We start from the raw sequence: 26,785 nt of genomic DNA, 5'->3' as shown, positions 1-26,785 counted from the left end.
GCTCCCGGCACCCTGTCCCTGCGGAGCGCTCCGCCCAGAGAGAGGTGTGACCGGATGCGGGTCCTGGTGGTCGAGGACGAACCGATGCTCGCCGACGCGATTGCGGAGTGGCTGCGCGGCCACGCCCACGCCGTCGACACGGCGTACGACGGTGCGGCGGCACTGGAGCGTGCGACGGTCGTCGACTACGACGTGGTGGTGCTCGACCGGGACCTGCCGCTGGTGCACGGCGACGACGTGTGCCGCGAGCTGGTCGCCTCCGAGTCGAGCGCGCGGGTGCTGATGCTCACGGCGGCGGCCGAGGTCACCGACCGAGTCTTCGGGCTCGGCCTCGGCGCCGACGACTATCTCGTCAAACCCTTCGCCTTCGCCGAACTCACCGCCCGCGTCCTGGCGTTGGGGCGAAGGTCGCGGCCTGCGGCACCTCCGGTGCTGCGCCGGGCGGGACTCACCCTGGACCCGGCCCGCGGCGAGGTGTTCCGGGGCAGCCGTTACGTCCCTCTGTCGAAGAAGGAGTTCGCGGTGCTGGCCGAGCTGCTGAGAGCCGAAGGGGCCGCGGTGTCCGCCGAGCAACTCCTTGAGAAGGCGTGGGACGAACACGCCGACCCCTTCACCGGAGCCGTCCGTCTCGCGGTGCTCAAGCTGCGCCGCAAGCTCGGAGACCCGGCCGTGGTGGAGACCGTCACCGGCGTCGGGTACCGGATCCCGTGAGCGATTCGTCGAACGGTGTCGTGAGCGGTCCGGTGAACGGAGCCGAGTCGCGGCCGACGGGACGCGCCCGCCGTCGCCGGCGGCTCCTTCCGCGCCGGATCACCCTGCGCGCCCGCCTCACCATGATCTACGGCGGTCTCTTCTTCGCGGGCGGTGTGGTCCTGCTCGGTGTCACCTACGCCCTGCTCACCCAGCAGCTCGACGGCTCCGGGCAGAAGGTCCTCTCCGGGACGCTGACCGGAACGGGCACGCCCTCCGCCCAACCGACCGGCGAACCGCAGAACGAGCGGACACTCGTCACCGGCGCGGGCTCGGCACCGCCGTCGGACTTCACCGACCTCGACAAATGGATGGGTGCCGAGCGCGACCGGCTCCGCGACGTCGCCACCAGCTCACTGCTCACCCAGGGCGGCTTCGCGCTGTTGGTCGTCGGCGGCGCCGCGGCCGGATTCGGCTGGCTGATCGCGGGACGCGTGCTGGCCCCGCTGCACCGGGTCACGGACACCGCGCACCGCATCGCCAGCTCGCCCGCCGCCGACCGCGGCCTGCACGAACGCATCGCGCTGCGCGGCCCCGACGACGAGGTCAAGGATCTCGCCGACACCTTCGACACCATGGTCGAGCGCCTCGACCGCTCCTTCGACGGCCAGCGCCGCTTCGTCGCCAACGCCTCCCACGAACTGCGCACCCCGCTGACGCTGGGCCGTGCGCTGGTCGAGGTGGCCATGCACCGCAAGACGGCCTCCGAGGACGTCCGGCAGCTCGGCGAGAACCTGCTGGAGATCAACACCCGGCACGAGCGGCTGATCACCGGCCTGCTGCTCCTCGCCCGCTCGGAGAACGAGATCGCCGAACGGCTGCCCGTCGACCTCGCCGATGTGGTGACCCATGTGACGGGCCAGATCGCGGGCGAGGCGGAGCGCTCCGGAGTAACCGTCCAGGAGAAGGCCGAGGAGGCGCCCGTACGCGGTGACGCGCTGCTCCTCGAACGCCTCGTCCACAACCTGGTCGAGAACGGCATCCGGCACAACACCGGCGACGGGGGCTGGGTGCAGGTGGTCAGCCGTACGAACGACGATGGCCGGGTGGAGGTGGAGGTCACCAACTCGGGTCCCGCCGTGCCGCCGTACGAACTCCCCGCCCTCTTCGAACCCTTCCGCCGCCTCGGCAGCGACCGCGTGCTCACCTCGAAGGGCGCGGGGCTCGGCCTGTCCATCGTCCGCTCCATCGCCCGCGCCCACGGCGGAGAGGCCGCCGCCCGCCCGCGCGAGGAAGGAGGCTTGACGGTGACGGTGACACTGCCGGGGTGCCCGGAGGACGCGCGCCCGTGATGCCGGCGCGGCGGCCTTCGGGACATGGCCGGGCGTGGCGACGGCGCCGGCCGGTCAGAGGCCGAACATCAGCGGGTCGGTCGCCAGCGCCCGGAAGTGCTCGCGCGGGTCCGCGACCAGCTTGCGCTGCTTGAGGTCCAGCAGCCCTCCAACACTGGTGAGTTCGGCGGAAACCGTGCCGTCCGTCTTGCGTATCGTCTGCTCGACCCGGAAGGTCTTCCCCTCACCCCAGGTGAAGCCGCACGTCACCTCGACCTCGTCGCCCGCGCGCAGCTCCCGCAGATAGCGGATGTTCGTCTCCAGGACCACCGGGCCCACGCCCTTGCCCACCAGCTCCGTCTGGCTGACCCCGGCCACCTGCAGCAGCACCCAGCGGGCGTGCTCCGCGTACTGCAGATAGACGCTCTGGTTGAGGTGTCCCAGTACATCGGTCTCGTACCCGCGGACGGTCACTGCGACGGAGAACTGCTCTGCCACGACTTCCCCTTAACGACTTCGACGACGGTCAGGTCTGATCCAATCCAGTCCAACTCCCTTCTACAGCAAGCCATTCCGGCCCCTCACACGCGCCGGGGCGAAGCCAGCACATACCGGGCCCCAGTGCGCGGCTCCGTGTGCTCGCCCACCTGCCAGCCCGCCTTCTCCAGCGTGGCCGCGCAGGCGCGCAAGGCCCCGGGGTCCGGCTCGCGCACGGCGACGGCCTCCGGCTGAGGTGTCGCGCGCACCCGATAACCGGCACCTCCGGCGGACGCGCCCGCGGGTGGGTGGCCCGCAGCCTCCAGGGTGAGCGCGGCGGCCTGCACCAGATGCGTACGTTCCCACCCGCACGGACGGTCCGTGGCGCCGTCGGGGTTGGTCATCCGGCGCATCTCAAGGAGTCCCTGCCAGGCGCTGTGCACCTCGCGTATCCGGGAGGGGCCGCCGTCGGCCGCCTCCTCGCCGCCGATCCGCGCGGCGAACACCCCCGAGCCGGCGGACACGGACGTCTCCGCGACCGGTTCGGGTCCGGGTTCGGGAGTCTCACGTATGCGATGTCCGGCGGGCGTCAGGAAGTGGTCGTGCGGCGGCCGGGGATGCCGAAAGGCGAGCCCCCGCTTCACCAGAGCGGCGAGCTGGGCCTCCGTACCCTTCAGCCGCCCGGTCACGGGATCAGCCGCGTCGATGACACGCCGCTGCGCGGCGGTCGGCGGTCGTGTCACGGCGCTCTCCCTCCGCCTCCGGTCAGTGGTCCTCGGGCCCCTGTCCCGCCGGGGAGAGCGGCCCATGAGAACAGTACGAGTCGGGTCTGACATTCCAGCCGGCCACCACATGCCGCCGGTGCTCCGTGCTCAGCCGGCTCATCGTCCCGGTGCCGAGCTGGAACAGGGCGCCGTCCCCGGCGGGCAGCCCCAGCCGACGCGCGGTCAGCACCCGCAGGAAGTGCCCGTGCGACACGACCACCACACTGCCCTCCTCGTCGGCGAGCGCGGCGTCGATCTTGGCGAGCATCCGCTCCGCGCGCGCCCCGACCTCCTCAGGGCTCTCCCCGGGGTGCTCGGGCGGGCCGGCGGTGACTCCGTCCGTGAACAGGAACCAGTCGGGCCGCGACCGGTGGATCTCGACGGTCGTGATCCCCTCGTACCCGCCGTAGTCCCACTCGGACAGGTCCGCGTCGACCCTCGCCCCGCCGATCCCGGCCAGCTGTGCCGTCTCCCGGGCCCGCCGCATCGGGCTGACGAACGCCGCCGCGATGTGGTGCCGGGCGATCAGCGGAGCCAGCCTGCGGGCCTGCTCCCGCCCGTTCTCGGTCAGCGGGACGTCGGTCGACCCCGTGTGCCGCCCGGACATCGACCACTCGGTCTCACCGTGCCGTACGAGGAGAAGGTCACCCATCGCCGAAACCCTTTCTGTCCCTCCGCACGTGACTGTCCTTCGTACGGTGACACCGGCCGGCGGCGGTCGCAGCACCGGCTGCGCCGGTCGGCCCTACTGCCGGGCCTACCGCCGGTACTCGCTCAGGCCTACTGCCGGTACCCGCTCAGGAACCGTCCGATCCGGCTGATCGCCGCGTCCAGGTCGTCGGCGTACGGGAGGGTGAGGATGCGGAAGTGGTCGGGGCGGGGCCAGTTGAAGCCGGTGCCCTGGACGACCTGGATCTTCTCGCGGAGGAGGAGGTCGAGGACGAACTTCTCGTCGTCGTGGATCTTGTGGACCTCGGGGTCGATGCGCGGGAAGGCGTACAGCGCGCCCTTCGGTTTCACGCAGGAGACGCCGGGGATCTCGTTGAGCTTCTCCCAGGCGCGGTCGCGCTGTTCGTGGAGGCGGCCCCCGGGGGCGGTCAGCTCATGGATGGACTGGCGGCCGCCGAGCGCGGCCTGAATGGCGTACTGGGCGGGGGCGTTGGCGCACAGCCGCATGGAGGCGAGCATGGTCAGGCCCTCCAGATAGCTGCGCGCGTGCTGCTTGGGGCCCGTGACGACCAGCCAGCCGGAACGGAATCCGGCGACGCGATAGGTCTTCGACAGGCCGCAGAAGGTGAGGACGACGAGGTCGGGGGCGAGCGCGGCGGCCGAGTGGTGCACGGCGTCGTCGTACAGGATCTGGTCGTAGATCTCGTCCGCGAACACCATCAGACCGTGGCGGCGGGCGAGGTCGAGGATGCCCTCGATGATCTCCTTGGGATACACGGCTCCCGTCGGGTTGTTGGGGTTGATGATGACGACGGCACGCGTCCGGTCGGTGATCTTGGCGGCCATGTCCGCCAAGTCCGGGTACCAGTCGGACTGTTCGTCGCAGAGGTAGTGCACGGCCTTGCCGCCGGCGAGCGTGGTCACCGCCGTCCAGAGGGGGAAGTCCGGGGCCGGGATGAGGACTTCGTCGCCGTCCTCGACCAGCGCCTGTACGGCCATCGACACCAGCTCGGAGACACCGTTGCCGAGGAAGACGTCGTCGACGTCGACCTCCAGGCCGCGGTCCTGGTAGCGCTGGGCGACCGCGCGGCGGGCGGAGAGGATGCCGCGGGAGTCCGTGTAGCCGTGCGCCTGGGGCAGCATCCGGATCATGTCCTGGAGGATCTCGTCCGGCGCCTCGAAGCCGAAGAGCGCGGGGTTGCCGGTGTTCAGGCGCAGCACGCTGTGGCCCGCCTCCTCCAGCGCGTTGGCGTGCTCGATCACCGGGCCCCGGATCTCGTAACAGACCTCGCTGAGTTTGCTCGACTGCCGGAACTCCATGCGCTGTGCCCTCCGGTTCGTTGTGATGCTTGGTTTTACCAAGTAGGCGCTTGGAAAGTCCAACAAGTTGTTTAGACTGCGTCGCATGTCACCTCGCCGAAGCTACGACCAGTACTGTTCCGCTGCCCGCGCGCTCGACGCCGTCGGTGACCGCTGGACCCTCCTGATCGTCCGCGAACTCCTCGGCGGACCGCGCCGCTACACGGACCTGCACGCGGATCTGCCGGGCGTGAGCACGGACGTCCTCGCCTCCCGGCTCAAGGACATGGAGCGGGACGGGCTGACGACTCGGCGGCGCCTTCCGCCGCCCGGTGCGGCGTACGTGTACGAACTCACCTCGCGTGGACGCGAGTTGCTTCCCGTGCTGCAGGCGCTCGGGGAGTGGGGCGCGGCCGAGTTGGGGGACCGGCGGCCGACGGATGCCGTACGGGCGCACTGGTTCGCGTTGCCGCTGCTGCGGGGTCTTGAGGGGGAGGGGCTGGTGGAAGTCCGCCTGGACGAGGGGGAGTTCCATGTGTGGCTGGGGGGTGAGGGTGGGCCCGTGTACGGGGACGGTCCCGCCCGGGAGGAGCCGGACGTCCGGTTGTCGCTCGACACGGGGACGTGCGAGGCCGTGAGCCGTGGGGACTTGAGCCTGCTGGACGGGGTGCGTGCGGGGCGTGTCACGGTGGCGGGCGAGGGCACGCTGGCGAAGGGGCTGCGGGAGGGGTGAGGTGGGGTGGTTTTTCGCCCCCTCCGCCCCTTCCCGTCCCGTCGTATCGCGCTGACGCGCTCGTCCTCAAACGCCGGACGGGCTGAATCCAGCCCCTCCGGCGTTTGAGGAGCGGGGGTTTGGGGGCGGAGCCCCCAAGTGACGGGAATGGGTAGGGGCGGAGGGGGCGAAAAACCACCCCCACCCCCACCCTCCGATCAAACGCCCCGCGGCACCCGCGAAGGCCGCCCCGACCCTCGGGTCAGCGCATACCCCCCGATCCCCGCCAACGCAGCGAGCACGCCACCGAACCCGGTCCACACCCACCGGTCGGACCACCACCCGGAGGCCCACCCGTCATCGGGTTCCAGGGACGACAGCGTTGCCGTCGTCGAGTCGGAGTCCTCGTCCTCGGACGCGTCGACGGAGGTCGCGACCCCCGGGACCAGCGGCTGCGCAAGCGCGCCGTCCACCGCCGCCGAACCGCCGACGTCCTTGGACGACACCTGGACCTCGACACTCAGCGGCAGACCAAGGTCGGCGGCCCCAAGACCGATGGCGGTCAGCCGGACGTAGTACGTGCCCGGCAGCGGGTCATCGGCCCAGGTCTCCGACCAGGCACGGACGTTGCGCAGCGTGCAGGACAGCTCCACGGAGGCGGCGTCCTGCGCCGCCGTCCGCGTCTGCGCCCCGTACTGGCACGCCTGACGGCGCCGCAGCCCGTCGTACACATCGAGCTGCCAGCTCTGCGCGGCGTTCCGCGTCGAGGCCTCGGGCAGCTTCACCGTCGCCTTCACGGTGGGCCGCTGGCCGGCGTCCGCGGGGAACGACCAGTACAGGTAGTCGCCCGAGGACCCGCTCGCGGTGGCCTGCTGCCCCTGCTCGATCTCCGTCGCCGTACGGAACGACGTACCGGCCTGGGTGGGTGCGCCACTGTCGTCCGACGGGCTCGCCGAGGGCGAGGAGTCGGCGACGGCAGGGGCCGCGGCCACCCCGAGCAGGAGCAGCGCGGCGGTCAACACTCGTGGGATACGCATCAGTTGGTCCTCCAGACAGCGACCCGCAGGCGCGAGATCCAGCCCCACAGCACACCCGCGAGGAAACCGGTGAGCACGAGGGCACCGAGCAGCCACCAGCCGCGCCCGAGGCCGAACGAGGCCACGTCGCTCGCCTGGTCCGGCGCGTCGACGACGTCGACCGTCAGTTCCAGCGGCAGCCCGGGCGTGGTCTTCACGCCCGCGGCGGCCGAGAAGGAGTTGGCGACCTGGAGACACACGGTCTCGGCGGCGGCGTTCTCGTCGTCGCTCTCGGCCTTCGGATAGCGCAGACCCGTCGAGATGACATCGGTCCGGCCGGTGCTCGCCGCCTCACCGCGGACGATCTCCCGTCCGCTCAGGGTGACGGCCCGAAGCAACACCCCGTAGTCGGGGTTGACTTCACGGTCCGCCGCGACACTCACCGAGGCGCGCAGCTCCTGGCCCGGCTCGACGTCCACGCGGTACCAGCGGTGCTGCGCGAACTCCTCACGGTCGGTGTAGAGGCCCGACTCGATCGTGGGCGCCTTGGCGCATGCCTCGGCACCCTCCACGGCCTGCGGCACCACCACGGGATCGGCGGCGCGGTCCACCAACTGGTTGACCTTGTCGGTGAGTTCGTCGGTGTGCTCCACCGAGGTGTACGTACCGCCGGTGGCCTCGGCGATACAGCTCAGCTGCTCGCGCATCTTGGTGTTCGGCACCAGGCCCAGCGTGTCGATGGTGAGCCCGATCCCCTTGGCCGCGATCTCCCGGGCCACCTCGCACGGGTCGAGCGGGGCACAGGTGTCCTCGCCGTCACTGATGAGGACGATGCGCTTGGACCCGTTGCCGCCGTCGAGGTCGTCGGCAGCCTTGAGCAGCGCGGGTCCGATCGGGGTCCAGCCGGTGGGGACGAGCGTCGCCACGGCGGTCTTCGCCTCGGTCCGGTCCAGCGGGCCGACCGGGTAGAGCTGGGCGGTGTCCTTGCATCCCGTCTTCTGGTCGTCGCCGGGGTAGTTGGCGCCGAGTGTGCGGATCCCGAGCTGGACCTCCTCGGGCGTCGCGTCGAGCACCTCGTTGAACGCCTGCTTGGCCGCGGCCATGCGCGACTTGCCGTCGATGTCGGTGGCCCGCATGGAACCGCTGACGTCCAGTACGAGGTCGACCTTGGGAGCGGCCTGCTCCGCCGTTTCGTCGGCGACCGCTCCGGCCGGGTAGGCGATTCCGGCCGTCAGGGCGGCGAGCAGGGCGCAAACCCCTGTTGCCAGCCGTTGTCTTGTGATCATCGGCGGATCCTATTGATCAAAGGTGTCGTGCTTCAAAACGAGACCTCACAACGCAGGGCTGAGGAGCGGGTTGGGGAGCTGCGCCCAGATGTCCCCCGGGGTCTGCGGAGACAGCCGCATCAAGGTCAGCGCCTTGGTGGGGAGCGGTTCACGGCGGAGGGCCGCCAGATCCGGGGTGTGCGGCAGATCGTCCACGACCGCGTCAATCGCCGTGCGCAGAGCGGCCGTCGATCCCGCCGTCGCGCCCAGCGTGCCGCCGACGAGGGCGCCGAAGAGTTTGCGCCGCAGGGTGCTCTCGTCGTCCGTGACGATGCGTCCGGCGAGATCCGGGACCGGGATGCCGTGGTGGGCCAGGCGGGCCGGGCTGACCCGGATGTCGGCCAGGTCGCGGTAGACGAGCCGGAGAGGGGCGCCGGTGGGGGAGAGGACCACGAGGAGGTTCTGGCCGTGTGCCTCCAGAGCCACACCCAGGTCGAGCAGACGCAGGCAGACGGTGAGGGCGAGACGGGTGAACTCGGCCAGCCAGGACGGGGATTGGGACAACGCGGTGGTGGCGAGGGCGGCCACCGGGACGACCCGCTCACCGGGGTTCGCGTACAGGTCCGGGGACTCCCTCAACACCGCCGCCAGATCAGGGCTGTTGGCGGTGGCGGCGCCCAGGGTCCGGGTGATGTGCAGTGGCACGTCCAGACGTTCCGTGATCGTCTCCATGAACGCCGAGACCGTCGCGGCCGTCTCGATCGAGTACACCGAGATGTCCCGCACGGAGGAGGTCAGCCGGGCGCTCAGCGCGGTCTTGATGTGCGGTCCGTCCGGCAGCGCGAGGGTGCGCAGCGACATCAACGGGTGGGCGGCGAAACCCTCCTGCACCGGTTCGTCGAGCACATGAGCCACCTGCCAGGGATGAACCGGGATCAACACCCGCTCCCCGTCCCGCAGCCACTTCGGCCACTCGCCCGTGACGAGACAGTCGTCCGAGGCCACGAGCCCGAGGTCCACCAGCGGCCGGTGCTCCGGCCCGTACGCGAGCTGCTCGGCCGCCGAGAACCCGGGCCGCGAACGGCAGTTGGGGTGATACGGGTGCCCGTCGACGATCCGCTGCTCCCACTCCCAGCCGGTGACCGGCTCATGGTCGGAGACAGGCTGACCTGCGCGGGACAGTGCCAACGAGGCGACACTGTTGCCGAGTTCGGTGGCGAAGGCGGCCGCGTGCGGGACGGCGAGGGCCAGGACGAGCCGTTCCGGACGGTCGTGCGGCGTGCCGTCCAGCCGCACCTGGGTGACGTACGAGGCGGTCGCGTACGGATCCGCGTGCGGCCCGTGCAGCCGACGGCCGTCGGCCAGATGCAGCGTGAGACCGTGCCGCCCCGTCTCGCGGCGCGCGACCCAGGGCATCGGCTCGTACGCCAGCGCCCGCCACAGACGGGTCAGTACGGCCGCCCGCGCGCCGGGCAGTGCGGCCGCGTACGGTGCCGACAGACCGGGCCGTGCGACGCTCAGCTCGTCCGCGAGCGCGGCCTCGGCCTCGGGCGTGGGGGGACGGTGCACAGTGCGGCTCCTTGGGTACGGGGTCTGTCGTCACGTCGTCGCTTGCGACGAGGGTCTGTCGTCGTGATCGGCGATGCCGACAGACATAATGATCACCAGAGCACCGTATGGAACGAACGGATCGCGTGGACCCCATGCCCCCCATGCTCCCCCCGCCCCCTGGGAACGACCGGAACGGCCGGAACGACCCGGTCGGCCTTCCCAGGGAAGACGAAGACCCGGAAGCAGTCGCCGACGCGTACGCCGCCGCTCCGCTGCTCAATTGTCTGCTGCGGGAGGTGGGCGAGCCCGCCGGGACCCCCGGCACCTACCGGCTCAAGGCAGGCGGACGCCTGATGAAGGTCCGCGGCACGCGCCGACCGACGCGTCCCGAGCTGTACGCCGACGACACCTGGCACCGGCTCACCCACGCCGAGCTGGTCAAACTCACGGCAGAGGAACTCCGCGCCCACACCGGCCTGTCCAACTCCGAGCTGCCCGCCGAGATGAACGACAGCCGGGACGCGGTCGCCGCGATCCTCGCCGCGCGTGCTCGCGCCACGCCTCCGGAGGATCCGTATCTGCGCTCCGAACAGTCGCTGATCACCGGGCATCCGCACCACCCGGCCCCCAAGGCCCGCGGCGGCGGCCCGGTCACCGGCTGGCTGCCCTACGCGCCCGAGGCGTACGCCCGCTTCCCGCTGGAACTGCTCGCCGTGCGCGAGGACGCGGTCGTCGAGGAGGGCGACACGAGGGCCCTCGACACCCTCGGGGACCCGCCGCGCGGCTACCGGATGCTCCCCGCCCACCCCTGGCAGCTCGACCTGGTCGCCGCCCGCCCGGAGATCCGGGAGGCCTTCGCGGACGGCCGGCTCCTGCGACTGGGGCGCACCGCACATCCGCTGTGGCCCACGGCCGCCATCCGCACGCTGTACGACCCCGAGGACGACCTCTTCCTCAAGTTCAGCCTCGATGTGCGCATCACCAACGACATCCGCCGGCTGTGGCGGCACGACCTGCTGAAACTCCGCCGCACCGACGAGGCGACCGCGACGGCCTTCGCGGCCATCCCCGGCCCGGCCGCCTGGCTGAGCGACCGCGGCTACCGCACCGCCGACTTCGCCTTCGAGGAACTCGCCGTGATGGTCCGCGACGGACTGCGCGCCCACGTCGTCCCCGGCGCGACCCCACTCCTCACGGCCGCCCTCGTGGAGGGCTTCGACGGCAGCCCCCTCGACCGGCTCACCGACCCCTCCGCCTGGTGGGCGGCGTACCTGCGCCAGGTCGTGCCCCCGGTCCTCGACGCCTTCGCGCGGTACGGAGTGGTCGTCGAGGCGCATGTCCAGAACACGGTGGTGGCCGTCGACGCCGACGGAATGCCCGTACAGGCACTCTTCCGGGACGCGGAAGGCGTGAAGCTCCTGCCCGAGGTGACGCGGGCGGCGGGCTGGGAACGGCTCGTGTACTGCCTGGTCGTCAACCACCTCGCCGAACTGGCCGCACTCCTCGCCGAACGCCACCCGACAGCGGACCTGTGGCCCGCCGTACGACAGGAGTTGACCCGCTACGACACGGAGCACGGCCTCCCCGAGATCGCGGACCTGCTCACCTCACCCACCCTCCCCGGCAAGACGAACCTCCTGCTGCGATGGACGGGAGCGGACGGGGCGGACGCCCGCTATGTGCCGCTCCCCAGCCCGCTGGCCCGCGGATAATCCCGAGAGGTCCGGCGACCGCCTGATCTACAGTGGCCAGTGTGCTGCGCGACGTGACCGCTGTTCGATACGTGACCCCGCTGAGGGCGGGCGGCTCCGTGCCCGGAGTCGTCGAGGCCGACGACCTGGGGACGTACGTCGTGAAGTTCACGGGCTCCGCGCAGGGCAGGAAGGCGCTGGTTGCCGAGGTGATCGTCGGAGAGCTGGCGCGCGCCCTGGGGCTGCGATTCCCCGAGCTGGTCCTCGTGCACTTCGACCCGGCGATCGGCGAGCACGAGCCGCACCAGGAGGTCCAGGACCTGCTGCGCGCCAGCGCCGGGCTCAACCTCGGCATGGACTACCTGTCGGGCGCGAAGGACTTCACCCCGGAGCTCGCCAGGACCTTCACCGTGGACCCGCTGGAGGCGGGCAAGGTGATCTGGCTGGACGCCCTCACGGTCAACGTCGACCGCACGGTGCACAGCTCGAACCTGATGATCTGGCCCACGCTCGGTGTCGCACCCCCGCGCCTGTGGCTGATCGACCATGGCGCGGCCCTCGTCTTCCACCACCGCTGGGACGCGTCGGCACCGGAGAAGGCCTACGACTTCCGGCGCCACGCCCTCGGCGGCTACACCCCGGACACCCGCGCGGCGGACGCCGAACTGGCCCCCCTGGTGACCGAGGAACTGCTGCGCCAGATCACCGCGGAGGTGCCCGACGCCTGGCTCGCGGAAGAGCCGGGTTTCGCGACCCCCGACGAGGCGCGTGAGGCGTACGTCCGCTACCTCCTCGCCCGTGTGAAGGCCTCCGCACAGTGGCTGCCCACCGACTTCCCCACCCGGGAACAACTCGCCGCGGAGGACGCGGACCGCGTGGCGAAGACTCAGCGAGGCCGGCCGAACTGGCTCAAACAGGTCCCCGACCTGCACGGCAAACCGGCGGCGGAACAGGATTGGTCGGTACACCTCGGATGAACACGAAGCCCCCGGAGGACCCGGCGAACACCCATCGCGTCCAGATCGAGTACTGCACTCAGTGCCGCTGGCTGCCCCGCGCCTCCTGGCTCGCGCAGGAACTCCTCACCACCTTCGAGACCGAGCTGACGGAACTCGCCCTCAAGCCCGGCACCGGCGGCGTCTTCGTCGTACGCGTGGACGACGAGGTCGTCTGGGACCGCCGCGAGCAGGGCTTCCCGGAGCCGACCGCCGTGAAGCGCCTCGTACGCGACCGAGTGGCCCCGGAAAAGTCCCTGGGCCACTCGGAGAAGTGAGCGTCGTCAGCCGTTGAGCTGCTCGTACGCGGGCAGCGTGAGGAAGTCCGCGTAGTCCTCGTCGAGGGCGACCGTGAGCAGCAGGTCGTGCGCCTGCTGCCAGTTGCCCGCCGCGAAGGCCTCCTCGCCGATCTCGGCGCGGATGTTCGCGAGCTCCTCGGCGGCGATCTCGCGGGCCAGCTCGGGCGTCGCGGCCACGGCCTTGCCGTCGTGCTCGAAGACGACCCCCGCGTTGATCCACTGCCAGATCTGCGAGCGGGAGATCTCGGCGGTGGCCGCGTCCTCCATGAGGTTGAAGATGGCGACCGCGCCCATCCCGCGGAGCCAGGCCTCGATGTAGCGGATGCCGACCTGGACGGCGTTGACCAGGCCGTCGTACGTCGGCCTGGCGTCGAGGGAGTCCACGGCGATCAGGTCACCGGCGGCGACGGACACGTCCTCGCGCAGCCGGTCCTTCTGGTTGGGCTTGTCGCCGAGAACCGCGTCGAAGGAAGCCATGGCGATCGGGACGAGGTCCGGGTGGGCCACCCAGGAGCCGTCGAAACCGTCGCCCGCCTCACGGTCCTTGTCCGCCTTGACCTTCTCGAAGGCGACCTTGTTGACCTCTTCGTCGCGGCGCGAGGGGATGAACGCGGCCATGCCGCCGATCGCGTGCGCGCCCCGCTTGTGGCAGGTGCGGACGAGGAGTTCGGTGTAGGCGCGCATGAACGGGGCTGTCATCGTCACCGCGTTGCGGTCCGGCAGCACGAACTTCTGGCCGCCGTCACGGAAGTTCTTGACGATGGAGAAGAGGTAGTCCCAGCGGCCCGCGTTCAACCCGGAGGCGTGGTCGCGGAGTTCGTAGAGGATCTCCTCCATCTCGTACGCCGCCGTGATCGTCTCGATCAGGACGGTCGCGCGAACGGTGCCCTGCGGGATGCCGACGTAGTCCTGCGCGAAGACGAAGACGTCGTTCCAGAGGCGCGCCTCCAGGTGCGACTCCGTCTTCGGGAGATAGAAGTACGGGCCCTTGCCGAGGTCGATCAGGCGCTGCGCGTTGTGGAAGAAGTACAGGCCGAAGTCGACGAGCGCGCCCGGCACGGGAGTGCCGTCGGCGTCGACGAGGTGGCGCTCATTCAGGTGCCAGCCGCGCGGCCGCATGACAACGGTCGCGAGCTCGGCGTCCGCCTTGAGCGCGTACGACTTGCCGGTGCGCTCGTCCGTGAAGTCGATGTTCCGGGTGTACGCGTCGGCCAGGTTGACCTGCCCGATCACCACGTTCTCCCAGGTGGGCGCGGAGGCGTCCTCGAAGTCCGCGAGCCAGACCTTCGCGCCGGAGTTGAGGGCGTTGATGGTCATCTTGCGGTCGGTGGGGCCGGTGATCTCGACACGGCGGTCGTTCAGGGCCGCCGGGGAGGGGGCCACCTTCCAGGAGTCGTCCGCGCGGATGGCGGCGGTCTCCGGGAGGAAGTCGAGCGTGGAGGTGCGGGCGATCTCGGCGCGGCGCTCCGCACGGCGGGCGAGGAGCTCGTCACGCCGGGGCGTGAACAGCCGGTGCAGCTCGGCCACGAAGGCGAGGGCCGCGTCGGTGAGGACCTCGTCCTGCCGGGGCAGGGGCTCGGCGTCGACGATGGCCAGCGAGGACGGCGCTGGTGCGGACATGAGCTGTCACTTCCTTCAGCGAGCGTGGCACCGGGTGCCAGTCAATCTGAGTACGGCTGTGAACGCCCGCGGAGCAAGGGGGCGCTTCTGAACAGTGGATACTAGTTTCCTCATTGTGGAAGTTCAATGGTTTGTTGATGTCGAGATTCTCCGGGTCGACAGAGTGTGGCGCTCAGTGCCACCCCGTTCACTCAAGGTGGACCAGGTCCTCCGCCGTGTCGATGTCGTACGGCCGCGCAATGTCTCCGCACTCGACGAGCGTGATCGCTGCTGCGTGCTCCTTCAGGTAGGCGCGCGCCCCTCGATCCCCGGTCGCAGTCGCGGCGATGCCCGCCCAGTGGGCGGCGCCGAAGAGAACGGGGTGACCGCGCACGCCCTCGTAGGCGGCCGAAACGAGCGTCCCTTCACCCTCGTACGCGTCAAGTACCCGACCCACCGCCTCGGGCCCGATGCCGGGCTGGTCCACGAGCGACACCAACGCGGCCCGCGCCCCCGTGCCCGCCAGCGAATCGAGCCCCGCCCGCAGCGAGGAACCCATGCCCTCCTCCCACTCCGGATTGTCGACGAGCACACAGCCGGGCAGTGAAGCCTGCTCCCGTACGTCGTCGGCACGGGCCCCGAGGACCACATGGACGCGGGTGCAGCCGCCCGCGCGCAGCACTCCGACCGCGTGTTCGACAAGGGGCCGCCCCCGGTGGGGCAGGAGCGCCTTGGGGCGCCCACCGAGCCGCCGCCCGCCGCCGGCCGCCAGCAGCAGCCCGGCCACCTGGTCTTTGTTCTCCGTCATGTCCCCTGCATACCCGACCCGGCCGGGGCGCGCTCCGGAACCCGGATGGAGCGCACGATGTCCGTGGGCTGAATTTCGGTCAGGGTAGTGGCGCCCACCGCACCGGGTGGCGTTTACTGGCCCGCGTCCCCGGCGCCCGACCATCGCCATGGGGCGTTTGGCGGACGTACGAAGGACTTGCGCACAAGGACGTGCGAGGGGGAGAGCTGTGTTGCGGAGCTTGGGGCAGAGGCCAGTGACCGGCAACGACGAGGACCCGAGGGTGGCGGAACTGAGTACCGCCGTCTCCCGGCTGCGCCGTCAACTCGCCGCGCATCCGGCCGAGTTCCCGGACCGGGGCATCGCCGAGGACGAGCTCGCGGCCCTCGCCGCGATGGCCGTCAGCGGCGTCCCGGAGGTCCCGCGCCTGCGTCGCTCCCTGCTCCTTGTCGCGGGTGCGATCGGCTCGGTCAGCGCGCTGGCGACGAGCCTCGCGGATGTCCGCAGCGCCGTGGAGCTGTTCGGGGAACCGCCGCGGCGGTAGTCCCGGTGGGTCCGGGGCCGCAACCGCGCTGCTGGAAGTCCGGTCCACCATCAGCTGCGGGTACGTCGTGGCTGGTCGCGCAGTTCCCCGCGCCCCTTCGGGGCGCTGCCGTACCGTCGTAGGGTCAGACGGCCGGTCCCGAGCTGGCCAGCGCCTCGGACAGCTCCACCGCGACCTGCTGCAGCACCGGCACGATCTTCTCGGTGGCCGCCTCGGTGACGCGACCCGCCGGGCCTGAGATCGAAATGGCGGCGGCGGTGGGGGAGTTGGGCACGGACACCGCGAGGCAGCGGACGCCGATCTCCTGCTCGTTGTCGTCGACCGCGTAGCCGAGCCGGCGCACCTCTTCCAGTGCGGTCAGGAATCCGTCCGCCGTGGTGATCGTCTTCTCCGTCGCGGCGGGCATGCCGGTACGGGCGAGGAGCGAGCGCACCTCGTCGGCCGGCGTGTGCGCGAGCAGCGCCTTGCCCACACCCGTGGAGTGCGGCAGCACCCGGCGGCCCACCTCGGTGAACATGCGCATCGAGTGCTTGGACGGCACCTGGGCGACGTAGACGATCTCGTCCCCGTCGAGCAGCGCCATGTTCGCGGTCTCGCCGGTCTCCTCGACGAGGCGCGCGAGGTAGGGGCGGGCCCAGGTGCCGAGGAGCCGGGCGGCGGATTCCCCGAGCCGGATCAGACGGGGGCCGAGGGCGTACCGGCGGTTGGGCTGCTGACGTACGTAGCCGCAGGACACCAGCGTGCGCATGAGGCGGTGGATGGTGGGCAGCGGCAGCCCGCTGCTCGCGGCGAGCTCGCTCAGGCCGACCTCGCCCCCGGCGTCCGCCATCCGCTCGAGCAGATCGAAGGCGCGCTCAAGGGACTGGACGCCACCGCTGGGTGCGGAAGACTTGGCGGCGTCGGTGGTGCTGGCGCTGGACGTCGGCACGGGCGCGGTCCTTTCAAGACTGACAGGCGGTGGTGCAGCCTACCCGGCAGTCGGTCGACCCCCTGGTGGTGCATAGCTACGTTCTGCTGGGCGGAATTCTAATTCCACTTTGTGGAAACGTCCAGAGTCGACGCATGAGAGGCAGAGTGGAGAAGTGCGCCCTTGACGGCGCGAGGGTCGAAGTGAAGACTCCTTCAACAGAACGTTGAATTTCGTTACGCGGAAGTAAACAGCCGTGCCGGGAGTCAACAGGGACAGAGAGGGGTCCGGGTGTCCGACGTCGAACTGGTGCTGCGCTCGACACGCGTCATCACTCCCGAAGGGACGCGCGCCGCCTCGGTCGCGGTCGCCGGGGGAAAGATCAGGGCCGTACTCGCGCACGACGCGGAGGTACCGGCCGGTGCCCGCATCGAGGACTTCGGCGACGACGTCCTGCTGCCCGGCCTCGTCGACACCCACGTGCACGTCAACGATCCAGGGCGCACCGAGTGGGAGGGCTTCTGGACGGCCACGCGCGCGGCGGCCGCCGGCGGCATCACCACCCTGATCGACATGCCGCTCAACTCCCTCCCGCCGACGACGACGGTCGACAACCTCCGTACGAAGAAGGATGTCGCCCGCTCCAAGGCGCACATCGACGTCGGCTTCTGGGGCGGCGCACTGCCCGACAACGTCAAGGATCTGCGGCCGTTGCACGACGCCGGCGTCTTCGGCTTCAAGGCCTTCCTCTCCCCGTCCGGTGTGGACGAGTTCCCGGAGCTAGACCAGGAGCAACTCGCCCAGTCACTCGCGGAGATCGCCGGTTTCGGCGGCCTGCTGATCGTGCACGCCGAGGACCCGCACCACCTCGCAGCCGCCCCGCAGAAGGGCGGCGGGAAGTACGCCGACTTCCTCGCCTCGCGCCCGCGCGACGCCGAGGACACCGCCATCGAGAACCTCATCGCCCAGGCGAAGCGCCTCAACGCGCGCGTGCACGTACTGCACCTGTCGTCGAGCGACGCGCTGCCGCTGATCGCCGCCGCGAAGGCGGAGGGCGTCCGGCTCACGGTCGAGACCTGCCCGCACTACCTCACCCTCACCGCCGAGGAAGTACCGGACGGCGCCAGCGAGTTCAAGTGCTGCCCGCCCATCCGCGAGGCCGCCAACCAGGACCTGCTGTGGCAGGCCCTCGCCGACGGCACCATCGACTGCGTCGTCACCGACCACTCGCCCTCCACGGCCGACCTGAAGACCGACGACTTCGCGACCGCGTGGGGCGGCATCTCCGGCCTCCAGCTGAGCCTGTCCGCGGTCTGGACGGAGGCCCGGGCGCGCGGGTACGCCCTGGAGGACGTGGTGCGCTGGATGTCGACGCGCACGGCGGAACTCGTCGGCCTCGGCGACCGCAAGGGCGCCATCGCGGCGGGCCACGACGCCGACTTCGCGGTCCTCGCGCCGGACGAGACGTTCACCGTCGACCCCGCCGCGCTCCAGCACCGCAACCGGGTCACGGCATACGCGGGCAAGACCCTCAGCGGGGTCGTCAAGTCCACCTGGCTGCGGGGGACACGCATCGTGGCCGACGGTGAGTTCGGCGAGCCGACGGGGCACCTGCTGACCCGGCACCCGTAACCACAGCCGTACCAACTCCACGCACGCACCCGCATCCGCACCCGCAGCGGCCGACCCTCGAAAGGCAGACCTGATCACCGTGACGGCGCAGCATCAGTCCACTCCGGCTCACTTCACCGGCGACGCGAACCCCTACGGAGGCGGCGACCCGTACGCGGACTACCGCACCGCCGACTTCCCCTTCACCCAGTACACCAACCTCGCCGACCGGCAGCTCGGCGCCGGTGTCATCGCCGCCAACGACGAGTTCTTCGCCCAGCGCGAGAACCTTCTCCTGCCCGGCGCCGCCGAGTTCGACCCCGAGCACTTCGGCCACAAGGGCAAGATCATGGACGGCTGGGAGACCCGCCGCCGGCGCGGCGCCTCGGCCGAGCACCCGTGGCCGACCGCCGAGGACCACGACTGGGCCCTCGTCCGCCTGGGCGCGCCCGGCGTCGTACGCGGCATCGTCGTCGACACGGCCCACTTCCGCGGGAACTACCCGCAGGCGGTGTCGGTCGAGGGGGCGTCCGTCCCCGGCTCCCCTTCGCCCGAGGAGCTGTTGGCGGACGACGTGAAGTGGACGACGCTCGTCCCGCGCACGGCGGTCGGCGGCCACGCGGCCAACGGCTTCGCCGTCTCCGTCGAACAGCGCTTCACGCACCTGCGCGTCAACCAGCACCCCGACGGCGGCATCGCGCGCCTGCGCGTCCACGGCGAGGTCGTACCGGACCCCGAGTGGCTGTCCGTGCTCGGCACCTTCGACGTGGTCGCCCTGGAGAACGGCGGCCGGGCCGAGGACGCCTCGAACCTCTTCTATTCCCCCGCCTCGAACACCATCCAGCCGGGCCGCTCCCGCAAGATGGACGACGGTTGGGAGACCCGACGCCGCCGTGACCAGGGCAACGACTGGATCCGCTACCAGCTGGTCGGCCAGTCGGAGATCCGCGCGATCGAGATCGACACGGCGTACCTGAAGGGCAACAGCGCGGGCTGGGCCTCGGTGTCGGTGAAGGACGGCGCCGACGGGGCCTGGACGGAGATCCTCCCCCGCACCCGCCTCCAGCCCGACACCAACCACCGCTTCGTCCTCACCGCCCCCGCCGTCGGCACCCACGCACGCGTGGACATCTTCCCGGACGGCGGCATCTCCCGCCTGAGGCTGTTCGGCTCGCTGACCGAGGAAGGCACTGCGCGGCTGACGGCCCGCCACCAGGAACTGGGCGGCTGACGAGTAGTTTTCGCCCCCTCCGCCCCTACCCATTCCCGTCACTTGGGGGCTCCGCCCCCAAACCCCCGCTCCGCGGGGTTCAGCCCGTCCGGCGTTTGAGGACGAGCGCGTCAGCGCGATACGGGGGTCTGGGGGCGGAGCCCCCAGGTACGGGACGGGTAGGGGCGGAGGGGGCGAAAAACCCTGCCCCTACGCCGCATGCCCCCCGTCCACCGCGAACTCCGCCCCCGTGACGTACCCCGCCTCGCCCCCGGCGAGATACGCCACCATCGAGGCCACCTCGTCGGCGGTACCGAACCGCCCCAGCGCGGTCATCGCCGCCTGCCCGGCCCCATGCGGCCCGTCCGCCGGATTCATCTCCGTGTCCACCGGCCCGGGGTGGACGATGTTCGCAGTGATCCCCCGCCCACCCAGCTCCCGCGCCAGCGCCTTCGTGAGCCCGATCAGCGCCGACTTGCTGGTCGCGTACAGCGTGCCCCCGGCCCCGGGCACCCGCTGCGTCATACACGTACCGATCGTGATGATCCGCCCACCGCGCCCCAGGTGCGGAGCCGCCGCCTGGGAGGCCAGGAAGGCCCCGCGCACATTGGCGGAGAGGACCCGGTCGACGTCGGCGAGGGACAGCGACTCCAGGGGGCCGAGCAGCCCGACGCCCACGTTGTTGACCAGCACGTCGAGCCGCCCGAACACCTGCGCAGCCGTACGCACCGCCTCGACGGCCTCCACCGCGTCGCCGGAGTCCGCCCGCAGCGCCAGCCCACGCCTGCCGAGCGCCTCGATCCTCCGTACGACGTCCTCGGCGGCTTCCTTGTCCCGCAGATAGGTGATGGCCACATCGGCACCGTCCTGGGCGAGCCGCAGAGCCGTCGCGGCCCCGATACCCCGGCTGCCGCCGGTGACCAGGGCCACCGTGCCGCTCATGTTCTCTCGTGAAGTCATGGATCCATCCCAGCGGCTTCGAGGCCCGGTTGCTGGCGGTAAACGGACGGTGAGTTCGCCGACGCCTGCCCGGCCGACAGGCCACTCGGATGGCCGGAACTCTTCCCTCCGCCTCTCACGTTCACCTTTTGTGACTCTTCAGCAGGAAATCGTCGGCACTGCCATGCAGATGGCGGTCGTCAGCCTGAGCCCCGGCCAGACCGTGTACTGCGAGGCGGGAAAGTTCCTCTTCAAGACCACCAACGTGACGATGGAGACCAGGCTCTCCGGGCCGTCCGGCGGCGCGGGCGGCGGACCCCAGGGCGGCGCCGGGGGCGCGGGCGGTGGCATGGGCGGCATGCTGCGCCAGGCCATGGGCACGGCGATGCAGGCCGGCCAGCGCGCGCTCGCGGGCGAGTCGCTGGCCTTCCAGTACTTCACGTCGACGGGCGGCGAGGGCACGGTCGGCTTCGCGGGCGTCCTGCCCGGCGAGATGCGCGCTCTGGAGCTGGACGGCACACGCGCGTGGTTCGCGGAGAAGGACGCGTTCGTCGCCGCCGAGTCGAGCGTGCAGTTCGGGATCGCCTTCCAGGGCGGGAAGACGGGGCGCAGCGGAGGCGAGGGCTTCGTCCTGGAGAAGTTCACCGGGCGGGGCACGGTGATCATCGCGGGCGCGGGCAACTTCATCGACCTCGACCCGGCCGAGTTCGGCGGCCGCATCGAGGTCGACACGGGCTGCGTCGTCGCCTTCGAGGAGGGCATCCGGTACGGCATCCAGCGCGTCGGCGGCCTCAACCGGCAGGGCCTGATGAACGCGGTCTTCGGCGGCGAGGGCCTGTCCCTCGCGACCCTGGAGGGCAACGGCCGGGTGATCCTGCAGTCCCTCACCATCGAGAGCCTCGCCAACGCCCTCAGGAAGGCCCAGGGCGGCGACAAGCAGGGTCCGACGGGCGGGTTGTTCTCGACGAACGCGGGATGACACCGGTGGGCCGACCGATGAGTTGCGGGTGCGGGTGGGGTCTGAGCTGATGACAACAGACCTCACCCGAGAGAGAAGGCACCCGTCATGGGCAAGCTCGTCTCCCAGATCTTCGTCAGCCTCGACGGCGTCTACCAGGCACCGGGCGGTCCCGAGGAGGACCCCAGGGGCGGTTTCACACAGGGCGGCTGGTCCGTCCCGTTCGACGACGAGGACTTCGGCCGGTTCGTCACCGAGGTCTTCGGCAGCGTCGACGCGTTCCTCCTCGGCCGCCGTACGTACGACATCTTCGCCGCGTTCTGGCCGAAGATGACCGACCCGGCCGACCCCGTCGCCTCGAAGCTCAACGCTCTGCCGAAGTACGTCGCCTCGTCGACCCTGACCGACCCCGCGTGGGACGGCACGTCAGTGATCGGCGGCGACCTCGCCAAGGAGGTCACCGCCCTCAAGGAGCGCACCGACGGTGAGATCCAGGTGCACGGCAGCGGCGCACTCCTGCAGTCCCTGCTGGCCCTCGACCTCGTCGACACCGTCCACCTGCTCACCTTCCCGGTCGTCCTTGGCGCCGGCCGCCGCATCTTCCGCGAGGGCTCCGTACCGACCGCCTTCCGGCACACCGGCGGACGCATCACCTCGAAGGGCGTCTCCATCCAGTCGTACGACTTCGCGGGCCGCCCGGAATACGGCACCTACGAGCTCCCGGCCAACGCCTAACCGCAGATCAGCCGCACCGGTGGCGAGGTCCGGCGTACGGGCCGCACCGCCGGGCGGCAGGTTAACTCCCGGAAAATTCATCGGACTTGGCGGGAGAAATCCCTAGACTTGTCATTGACATGCCATGGTCTACGCGCGTCATTCTAGGTCCATGAGATTCCCCCCACGAACCACTCGCACGGGCGCCATCGTCGCCCTCATGTCCGCCCTGCTCGTAGGCGGCACCGCCGCGGTACCGGCCAACGCGGCGGCGACCGCCGTGGGCAGCATCTGCTACGGCGCGCTGCCGTCCCAGGCGTACACCACGCTCCGCCTGATCGACTCGGGAGGCCCTTTCCCGTACTCGCAGGACGGGGCCGTCTTCCAGAACCGGGAAGGCATCCTGCCCTCTCAGTCCACCGGCTACTATCACGAGTACACGGTGATCACGCCCGGCTCCTCGACGCGTGGCGCCCGGCGCATCGTCACCGGCAACAGGACGGACGAGGACTACTACACTGCGGACCACTACGTCACCTTCAAGCTGGTCAACTACAGCTGCTGAACCGAGGGTGATGCGGTTGTCGCCGGGTGCGCCGGAGGTCCGGCCCGTGTTCAGCCGGGCTTCCGGCTCTCGGCGGCCGCGAACAGCGCGAACGACAGCACGAGCAGGGTGACGCTCGCGTAGATCTCGTAGCCGTCGAGGAAACCGAGCCGCTGTACGAGGCCCCACCCTCGTAGGCGGCCGGTGAACTCGTTCACCAGGCCCAGGGCGCCCTGGACCAGGGCGACAAAGCCGAGAACCTCCAGAAACTGCTTCATGAAGAAAACCCTCGCCCCGCGGACCCCCCACGTTCATCGGCCGCGGGGCGAGGCATGTCCGACCTAAGTGGTGGACCGCGGAGGAGGGGCCGGGACCAAAGTCTGAAGGGGTGCGACTTTGGTCGGTGATCCCCGGCGGGGGGAGGTGGGCGCGGCCGTGGCTGCGTAGATTTGTCGACCGTGAGCAGTGACAAACCGGCGAGTGCGCCGCGAGACCTGACCGGCCGGGCGACGGTGCCTCAGGCGCAGGCCCCGACCGGGGGCCTGGCTGAGCCGGGTGCGGTGGTGCCCGGGGTGCTGGCCAGGCCCGTCGGGGCGGGTACGGGTGCGGCCGGGGCTCGGGGGCCGGCTGCCGGTGCGGCGCTGTCCGTCGCGTCGGCGCAGGCGCACGGACTGCAGACGCGGCGGTGGCTGCTGCCCTCCGCCCTGGTGGCGGAGCTCGGCCCCGAGCGGGTCGGGCGGTCCGGGCGGCCGAGGCGCACCGCGCGGGACTGGATCGTCGACTTCGGGTGCTTCGTGATCGCCGTCGTCATCGGGATGCTGGCCGCCGACACCCTGACCAACGACCCGAACACCCCGCACTCCCTGGCCGTCGCCGACCAGTTGGTCGGCGCACTGGCCTGCGCCGCGGTCTGGCTGCGCCGCCGCTGGCCGCTGGGGCTGGCCGTCGCGATGCTCTCCATAGGACTGCTCTCGAACACCGCGGGCGGCGCCGGCATGGTCGCCCTGTTCACCCTCGCCGTGCACCGGCCCTTCAAGTACGTCGGCACGCTCGCCGCCATCTCGCTCGCGCTGCTCCCGGTCTACTTCTGGCTGCGGCCCGACCCCGATCTGCCGTACGTCGCCTCGGTCGGCATCAGCGCGCTGATCACCGTGACGCTGGTCGGCTGGGGCATGTTCGTACGGTCCAAGCGGCAGCTCATGCTGAGTCTGCGGGACCGGGCGCGGCGGGCCGAGACGGAGGCGGCGCTGCGGGCCGAGCAGGCACAGCGGCTCGCCCGCGAGGACATCGCACGGGAGATGCACGACGTGCTCGCGCACCGGCTCACGCTGCTGAGCGTGCACGCGGGGGCGCTGGAGTTCCGGCCGGACGCGCCCCGCGAGGAGGTCGCGCGGGCCGCCGGGGTGATCCGGGAGAGCGCGCACGAGGCCCTGCAGGATCTGCGGGAGATCATCGGGGTGCTGCGGACGGGGGACTCCGACGACGCGGGGCGGCCGCAGCCCACGCTCGCCGCGCTCGACGGGCTGGTCTCCGAGTCCCGCTCGGCGGGCATGAAGGTCGTCCTCGACAACCGCGTCACGGAGCCGGCCGCCGTGCCCGCGTCCGTCGGCCGCACCGCGTACCGCATCGCCCAGGAAGGGCTGACGAACGCCCGCAAGCACGCGCCGGGTGCGGAGGTGACGGTGTCCGTCTCGGGCGCTCCGGGGGACGGCCTCACCGTGGTCGTACACAATCCGGCGCCGCCGGGGGAGGTTCCGCATGTGCCGGGGTCGGGGCAGGGGCTGATCGGGCTGACCGAGCGGGCGACGCTTGCGGGTGGGCGCCTTGTGCACGGGGGTGCGGGGGATGGGGGGTTCGAGGTGCGGGCGTGGTTGCCGTGGGGGGTCTGACCAGGTGGTGGGTGGGTCGGGGGCGTGCCGGTACGTCCGCCCGTCGCCGCCGGATCAGACGTTGGCCGGGCAGGGAAGCGTCCGGTGACGCGAACGTACGCGACGGGCTTTGGACGTACCGGCACGCCCCCTTCCGCCGGTGGGTATCTTTCAGCCCGTTCGGCGTCTGGGAAAGGCTGCGCCATCCCGATGCCCCACCCACCCATGGGGCCGCACTCTTCAGCACCGGGTAGGGCCATTCAGCCCGTCCGGCGTTTGAGGACGAGCGCGTCAGCGCGATACGGGGGTCTGGGGGCGGAGCCCCCAGGAACGGGACGGGAAGGGGCGGAGGGGGCGAGAAACCGTCCCGTACGCGCCGCGTCACTACGGTAGGCCCATGACTGTGATCCGACTGCTCCTTGTCGACGACGACCCCCTGGTGCGGGCCGGCCTGTCCTTCATGATGGGCGGCGCCGATGACATCGAGATCGTCGGCGAGGCCGCCGACGGGAGCGAGGTCGCCGCGCTCGTCGACCGCACCCGCCCGGACGTCGTCCTCATGGACATCCGGATGCCGAACGTCGACGGACTCACGGCCACCGAGCAGCTGCGCGCACGCAAGGACGCTCCCCAGGTCGTCGTCCTCACCACCTTCCACGCCGACGACCAGGTACTGCGGGCGCTGCGCGCGGGCGCGGCCGGTTTCGTCCTCAAGGACACCCCGCCGACGGAGATCCTCGCGGCGGTACGTCGCGTCGCAGCGGGCGATCCCGTGCTCTCGCCCACCGTCACCCGCCAGTTGATGGCCCACGCTGCCGGCTCCGCCCTCGACACCCGGCGATCGGGCGCCCGCACGAGGATCTCCGCCCTGAACGACCGCGAGCGCGAGGTCGCCGTGGCCGTCGGGCAGGGCAGGGCGAACGCCGAGATCGCCACCGAACTCTTCATGAGCGTCGCCACCGTAAAGACCCATGTCTCGCGGATCCTCGCCAAGCTCGACCTCAACAACCGCGTACAGATCGCCCTGTTGACGTACGACGCCGGACTGCTCGAAGAGGACGGGCACTAGTCGGCTCTCCCGGGCGTTTTGGTGGTGAAGGGGGAGGCGTATGGCGGAAGTGATCGATCTGGGGGAGTACGGGGCGCGGTTCAGGGAGGATCCGCATCCCGTGTATGCCGAGTTGCGTGCGCTCGGGCCGGTGCACCGGGTGCGGCTGCCGTTCCCGGACGCGCACCACGAGACCTGGCTCGTCGTCGGCTACGAGGAGGCGCGGGCGGCGCTCGCCGATCCGCGGCTGGCCAAGGACGGGGAGAAGATCGGGGTCACGTTCCTCGACGAGGAGCTGATCGGCAAGTACCTGCTGGTGGCCGACCCGCCCCAGCACACGCGGCTGCGGGCGCTCATCGCACGCGAGTTCACCATGCGGCGCGTGGAGACGCTGCGGCCGCGCGTCCAGGAGATCACCGACGAGCTGCTCGACGCGATGCTGCCGCGCGGGCGTGCCGACCTCGTGGAGTCGTTCGCCTATCCGCTGCCACTCACCGTCATCTGTGAGCTGCTCGGGGTGCCCGAGATGGACCGGGCGGCCTTCCGTGCGCTGTCGACGGAGGCGGTCGCGCCCACCAGCGCGGCGACCGAGTACGACGCGTTCGTCCAACTCGCCGCGTATCTCACCGACTTGATCGAGGACAAGCGGTGCTCCGCCCCGGCCGACGACCTGCTCAGCAGTCTCATCCGGACGACCGCGGAGGACGGCGACCGGCTCTCGCCCCAGGAGCTGCGCGGCATGGCTTTCGTGCTGCTCGTCGCCGGGCACGAGACGACGGTCAACCTCATTTCGAGCGGCGTCCACGCGCTGCTCACCCACCCCGCCCAACTCGCCGCGCTGCGCGCCGACATGACACTCCTCGACGGTGCCGTGGAGGAGACGCTGCGCTACGAAGGGCCGGTGGAGAACGCGACGTTCCGCTATGCCGCCGAACCTCTCGACATCGGCGGGACGCCCGTCGAGGCGGGCGACGCGGTGATGATCGGCCTCACCGCGGCCGACCGCGACGGCGTGCGGTACCCGGCACCGGACCGCTTCGACATCAGGCGCGACGCCCGCGGTCACATCGCCTTCGGGCACGGCATCCACTACTGCCTGGGCGCGCCCCTCGCCCGCCTGGAAGCCCGCGTCGCCCTCCGCTCCCTGCTGGACCGCTGCCCGGACCTGGCGCTCGACGGGCCGCCCGGAGAGTGGCTGCCCGGCATGCTGATGCGGGGTGTGCGCCGCTTGCCGGTGCGGTGGTGAGGCCGAGGTGACGCGCAAGGGCGCTCGGCCGTCCTGACGGGCAGGAGTCCG

General features: G+C 71.0%; 27 protein-coding genes. 15 read left to right on the top strand and 12 right to left on the bottom strand.

The annotated features are described in order from the left end of the window. Positions 1–54: 54 nt before the first annotated feature. Both OG246_RS38505 and OG246_RS38500 read left to right on the top strand, forming a co-directional pair. Positions 55–711, top strand: coding sequence for a response regulator transcription factor (locus OG246_RS38505; protein ID WP_266473680.1), 657 nt, complete (start codon positions 55–57; stop codon positions 709–711). Further along, entirely contained in the window at positions 708–2,042 is a 1,335-nt protein-coding gene (locus tag OG246_RS38500; RefSeq protein WP_323178368.1) for a HAMP domain-containing sensor histidine kinase, read from the top strand. The genes OG246_RS38505 and OG246_RS38500 overlap by 4 nt, the downstream gene beginning before the upstream one ends. A gap of 54 nt (positions 2,043–2,096) precedes the next feature. Here OG246_RS38500 and OG246_RS38495 read toward each other — a convergent pair whose 3' ends face one another. The 4 genes from OG246_RS38495 to OG246_RS38480 all read right to left on the bottom strand — a co-directional run bounded on the left by OG246_RS38495 (position 2,097) and on the right by OG246_RS38480 (position 5,251). After that, positions 2,097–2,519, bottom strand: a complete 423-nt coding sequence (locus OG246_RS38495; RefSeq protein ID WP_266473679.1) for a thioesterase family protein — start codon at positions 2,517–2,519, stop codon at positions 2,097–2,099. An 83-nt stretch (positions 2,520–2,602) separates the two neighbouring features. Continuing rightward, positions 2,603–3,241 carry a hypothetical protein gene (locus OG246_RS38490; protein ID WP_266473678.1) on the bottom strand — a complete coding sequence of 213 codons (639 nt, stop codon included), beginning with the start codon at positions 3,239–3,241 and terminating at the stop codon, positions 2,603–2,605. Between the two features lie 22 nt (positions 3,242–3,263). After that, positions 3,264–3,914, bottom strand: coding sequence for a histidine phosphatase family protein (locus OG246_RS38485; RefSeq protein WP_266473677.1), 651 nt, complete (start codon positions 3,912–3,914; stop codon positions 3,264–3,266). 128 nt (positions 3,915–4,042) lie between these two features. Next, positions 4,043–5,251 carry a pyridoxal phosphate-dependent aminotransferase gene (locus tag OG246_RS38480; protein WP_266473675.1) on the bottom strand — a complete coding sequence of 403 codons (1,209 nt, stop codon included), beginning with the start codon at positions 5,249–5,251 and terminating at the stop codon, positions 4,043–4,045. A gap of 85 nt (positions 5,252–5,336) precedes the next feature. Here OG246_RS38480 and OG246_RS38475 point away from each other — a divergent pair, with 85 nt between their 5' ends. After that, positions 5,337–5,963, top strand: coding sequence for a helix-turn-helix domain-containing protein (locus tag OG246_RS38475; protein ID WP_266473674.1), 627 nt, complete (start codon positions 5,337–5,339; stop codon positions 5,961–5,963). A gap of 197 nt (positions 5,964–6,160) precedes the next feature. Here OG246_RS38475 and OG246_RS38470 read toward each other — a convergent pair whose 3' ends face one another. Genes OG246_RS38470 through OG246_RS38460 form a run of 3 tightly spaced genes read right to left on the bottom strand, consistent with a single transcriptional unit; the run spans position 6,161 to position 9,792 of the window. Next, positions 6,161–6,979: a hypothetical protein gene (locus OG246_RS38470; RefSeq protein ID WP_266473672.1), complete on the bottom strand. Its 819-nt coding sequence runs from the start codon at positions 6,977–6,979 to the stop codon at positions 6,161–6,163. Continuing rightward, entirely contained in the window at positions 6,979–8,244 is a 1,266-nt protein-coding gene (locus OG246_RS38465; RefSeq protein ID WP_266473670.1) for a VWA domain-containing protein, read from the bottom strand. The genes OG246_RS38470 and OG246_RS38465 overlap by 1 nt, the downstream gene beginning before the upstream one ends. A 45-nt stretch (positions 8,245–8,289) precedes the next feature. Further along, on the bottom strand, positions 8,290–9,792 hold the full coding sequence (locus OG246_RS38460) for an IucA/IucC family protein (protein WP_266473668.1): 1,503 nt from the start codon (positions 9,790–9,792) through the stop codon (positions 8,290–8,292). Positions 9,793–9,899: 107 nt separating this feature from the next. Here OG246_RS38460 and OG246_RS38455 point away from each other — a divergent pair, with 107 nt between their 5' ends. From OG246_RS38455 to OG246_RS38445, 3 genes are read left to right on the top strand one after another with little or no spacing between them, the layout of a single operon-like run. Beyond that, positions 9,900–11,486: an IucA/IucC family protein gene (locus OG246_RS38455; RefSeq protein WP_266473666.1), complete on the top strand. Its 1,587-nt coding sequence runs from the start codon at positions 9,900–9,902 to the stop codon at positions 11,484–11,486. A gap of 41 nt (positions 11,487–11,527) precedes the next feature. Beyond that, positions 11,528–12,442, top strand: coding sequence for a HipA family kinase (locus OG246_RS38450; protein WP_266473664.1), 915 nt, complete (start codon positions 11,528–11,530; stop codon positions 12,440–12,442). After that, complete coding sequence (locus tag OG246_RS38445) at positions 12,439–12,738, top strand: SelT/SelW/SelH family protein (RefSeq protein ID WP_266473662.1); 300 nt, start codon at positions 12,439–12,441, stop codon at positions 12,736–12,738. Before OG246_RS38450 ends, OG246_RS38445 begins: the two co-directional genes overlap by 4 nt. Positions 12,739–12,744: 6 nt before the next feature. Here the strand turns inward: OG246_RS38445 and aceB are convergent, their stop codons facing one another. Continuing rightward, the gene (aceB, locus tag OG246_RS38440) at positions 12,745–14,379 is read right to left on the bottom strand and encodes a malate synthase A (protein WP_266473660.1); all 1,635 of its coding nucleotides are present in this window, start codon (positions 14,377–14,379) and stop codon (positions 12,745–12,747) included. A 187-nt stretch (positions 14,380–14,566) separates the two neighbouring features. Further along, on the bottom strand, positions 14,567–15,166 hold the full coding sequence (locus OG246_RS38435) for an NTP transferase domain-containing protein (RefSeq protein ID WP_266473658.1): 600 nt from the start codon (positions 15,164–15,166) through the stop codon (positions 14,567–14,569). 208 nt (positions 15,167–15,374) lie between these two features. Here OG246_RS38435 and OG246_RS38430 point away from each other — a divergent pair, with 208 nt between their 5' ends. After that, on the top strand, positions 15,375–15,689 hold the full coding sequence (locus OG246_RS38430; protein WP_266473654.1) for a DUF5955 family protein: 315 nt from the start codon (positions 15,375–15,377) through the stop codon (positions 15,687–15,689). 124 nt (positions 15,690–15,813) lie between these two features. Here the strand turns inward: OG246_RS38430 and OG246_RS38425 are convergent, their stop codons facing one another. Continuing rightward, on the bottom strand, positions 15,814–16,617 hold the full coding sequence (locus OG246_RS38425) for an IclR family transcriptional regulator (protein WP_266473651.1): 804 nt from the start codon (positions 16,615–16,617) through the stop codon (positions 15,814–15,816). Positions 16,618–16,887: 270 nt separating this feature from the next. Here OG246_RS38425 and allB point away from each other — a divergent pair, with 270 nt between their 5' ends. Beyond that, complete coding sequence (gene allB, locus OG246_RS38420; protein WP_266473649.1) at positions 16,888–18,228, top strand: allantoinase AllB; 1,341 nt, start codon at positions 16,888–16,890, stop codon at positions 18,226–18,228. Between the two features lie 79 nt (positions 18,229–18,307). Further along, positions 18,308–19,438, top strand: a complete 1,131-nt coding sequence (gene alc / locus OG246_RS38415; protein ID WP_266473648.1) for an allantoicase — start codon at positions 18,308–18,310, stop codon at positions 19,436–19,438. Positions 19,439–19,627: 189 nt separating this feature from the next. Here alc and OG246_RS38410 read toward each other — a convergent pair whose 3' ends face one another. Next, positions 19,628–20,377 carry a 3-oxoacyl-ACP reductase family protein gene (locus OG246_RS38410; RefSeq protein WP_266473646.1) on the bottom strand — a complete coding sequence of 250 codons (750 nt, stop codon included), beginning with the start codon at positions 20,375–20,377 and terminating at the stop codon, positions 19,628–19,630. Between the two features lie 130 nt (positions 20,378–20,507). Here OG246_RS38410 and OG246_RS38405 point away from each other — a divergent pair, with 130 nt between their 5' ends. The 3 genes from OG246_RS38405 to OG246_RS38395 all read left to right on the top strand — a co-directional run bounded on the left by OG246_RS38405 (position 20,508) and on the right by OG246_RS38395 (position 22,593). Beyond that, complete coding sequence (locus OG246_RS38405) at positions 20,508–21,335, top strand: AIM24 family protein (RefSeq protein ID WP_266473644.1); 828 nt, start codon at positions 20,508–20,510, stop codon at positions 21,333–21,335. Between the two features lie 87 nt (positions 21,336–21,422). Continuing rightward, the gene (locus tag OG246_RS38400; protein WP_266473642.1) at positions 21,423–22,049 is read left to right on the top strand and encodes a dihydrofolate reductase family protein; all 627 of its coding nucleotides are present in this window, start codon (positions 21,423–21,425) and stop codon (positions 22,047–22,049) included. 151 nt (positions 22,050–22,200) lie between these two features. Further along, positions 22,201–22,593 carry a ribonuclease domain-containing protein gene (locus OG246_RS38395; RefSeq protein WP_266473641.1) on the top strand — a complete coding sequence of 131 codons (393 nt, stop codon included), beginning with the start codon at positions 22,201–22,203 and terminating at the stop codon, positions 22,591–22,593. Positions 22,594–22,643: 50 nt separating this feature from the next. On the opposite strand, the gene OG246_RS38390 is transcribed toward OG246_RS38395, so the two are convergent. After that, positions 22,644–22,850: a hypothetical protein gene (locus OG246_RS38390; RefSeq protein WP_266473639.1), complete on the bottom strand. Its 207-nt coding sequence runs from the start codon at positions 22,848–22,850 to the stop codon at positions 22,644–22,646. 363 nt (positions 22,851–23,213) lie between these two features. Here OG246_RS38390 and OG246_RS38385 point away from each other — a divergent pair, with 363 nt between their 5' ends. From OG246_RS38385 to OG246_RS38375, 3 genes are all read left to right on the top strand, one after another. Then, entirely contained in the window at positions 23,214–24,461 is a 1,248-nt protein-coding gene (locus tag OG246_RS38385; RefSeq protein WP_266475011.1) for a histidine kinase, read from the top strand. A 376-nt stretch (positions 24,462–24,837) separates the two neighbouring features. Beyond that, on the top strand, positions 24,838–25,509 hold the full coding sequence (locus tag OG246_RS38380; protein ID WP_266473638.1) for a response regulator transcription factor: 672 nt from the start codon (positions 24,838–24,840) through the stop codon (positions 25,507–25,509). Positions 25,510–25,549: 40 nt separating this feature from the next. Next, a complete protein-coding gene (locus OG246_RS38375) occupies positions 25,550–26,734 on the top strand; it encodes a cytochrome P450 (protein WP_266473637.1) in 1,185 nt (394 codons plus the stop codon). Positions 26,735–26,785: the final 51 nt, after the last annotated feature.

Source organism: Streptomyces sp. NBC_00620 (genome assembly GCF_026341825.1).
Lineage (GTDB): Bacteria > Actinomycetota > Actinomycetes > Streptomycetales > Streptomycetaceae > Streptomyces.
The sequence above is the reverse complement of the archived record's forward strand: the minus strand, read 5'-3'. Positions and strand labels throughout refer to the sequence as shown.

Excerpts from the sequence above, each read along its gene's own strand:
- OG246_RS38505 (WP_266473680.1), top strand. The coding sequence starts at position 55 with ATGCGGGTCCTGGTGGTCGAGGACGAACCGATGCTCGCCGACGCGATT.
- OG246_RS38485 (WP_266473677.1), bottom strand. The coding sequence starts at position 3,914 with ATGGGTGACCTTCTCCTCGTACGGCACGGTGAGACCGAGTGGTCGATG.
- OG246_RS38480 (WP_266473675.1), bottom strand. The coding sequence starts at position 5,251 with ATGGAGTTCCGGCAGTCGAGCAAACTCAGCGAGGTCTGTTACGAGATC.
- OG246_RS38475 (WP_266473674.1), top strand. The coding sequence starts at position 5,337 with ATGTCACCTCGCCGAAGCTACGACCAGTACTGTTCCGCTGCCCGCGCG.
- OG246_RS38470 (WP_266473672.1), bottom strand. The coding sequence starts at position 6,979 with ATGCGTATCCCACGAGTGTTGACCGCCGCGCTGCTCCTGCTCGGGGTG.
- OG246_RS38465 (WP_266473670.1), bottom strand. The coding sequence starts at position 8,244 with ATGATCACAAGACAACGGCTGGCAACAGGGGTTTGCGCCCTGCTCGCC.
- OG246_RS38455 (WP_266473666.1), top strand. The coding sequence starts at position 9,900 with ATGGAACGAACGGATCGCGTGGACCCCATGCCCCCCATGCTCCCCCCG.
- OG246_RS38445 (WP_266473662.1), top strand. The coding sequence starts at position 12,439 with ATGAACACGAAGCCCCCGGAGGACCCGGCGAACACCCATCGCGTCCAG.
- aceB (WP_266473660.1), bottom strand. The coding sequence starts at position 14,379 with ATGTCCGCACCAGCGCCGTCCTCGCTGGCCATCGTCGACGCCGAGCCC.
- OG246_RS38435 (WP_266473658.1), bottom strand. The coding sequence starts at position 15,166 with ATGACGGAGAACAAAGACCAGGTGGCCGGGCTGCTGCTGGCGGCCGGC.
- OG246_RS38410 (WP_266473646.1), bottom strand. The coding sequence starts at position 20,377 with ATGACTTCACGAGAGAACATGAGCGGCACGGTGGCCCTGGTCACCGGC.
- OG246_RS38400 (WP_266473642.1), top strand. The coding sequence starts at position 21,423 with ATGGGCAAGCTCGTCTCCCAGATCTTCGTCAGCCTCGACGGCGTCTAC.
- OG246_RS38395 (WP_266473641.1), top strand. The coding sequence starts at position 22,201 with ATGAGATTCCCCCCACGAACCACTCGCACGGGCGCCATCGTCGCCCTC.
- OG246_RS38390 (WP_266473639.1), bottom strand. The coding sequence starts at position 22,850 with ATGAAGCAGTTTCTGGAGGTTCTCGGCTTTGTCGCCCTGGTCCAGGGC.
- OG246_RS38380 (WP_266473638.1), top strand. The coding sequence starts at position 24,838 with ATGACTGTGATCCGACTGCTCCTTGTCGACGACGACCCCCTGGTGCGG.
- OG246_RS38375 (WP_266473637.1), top strand. The coding sequence starts at position 25,550 with ATGGCGGAAGTGATCGATCTGGGGGAGTACGGGGCGCGGTTCAGGGAG.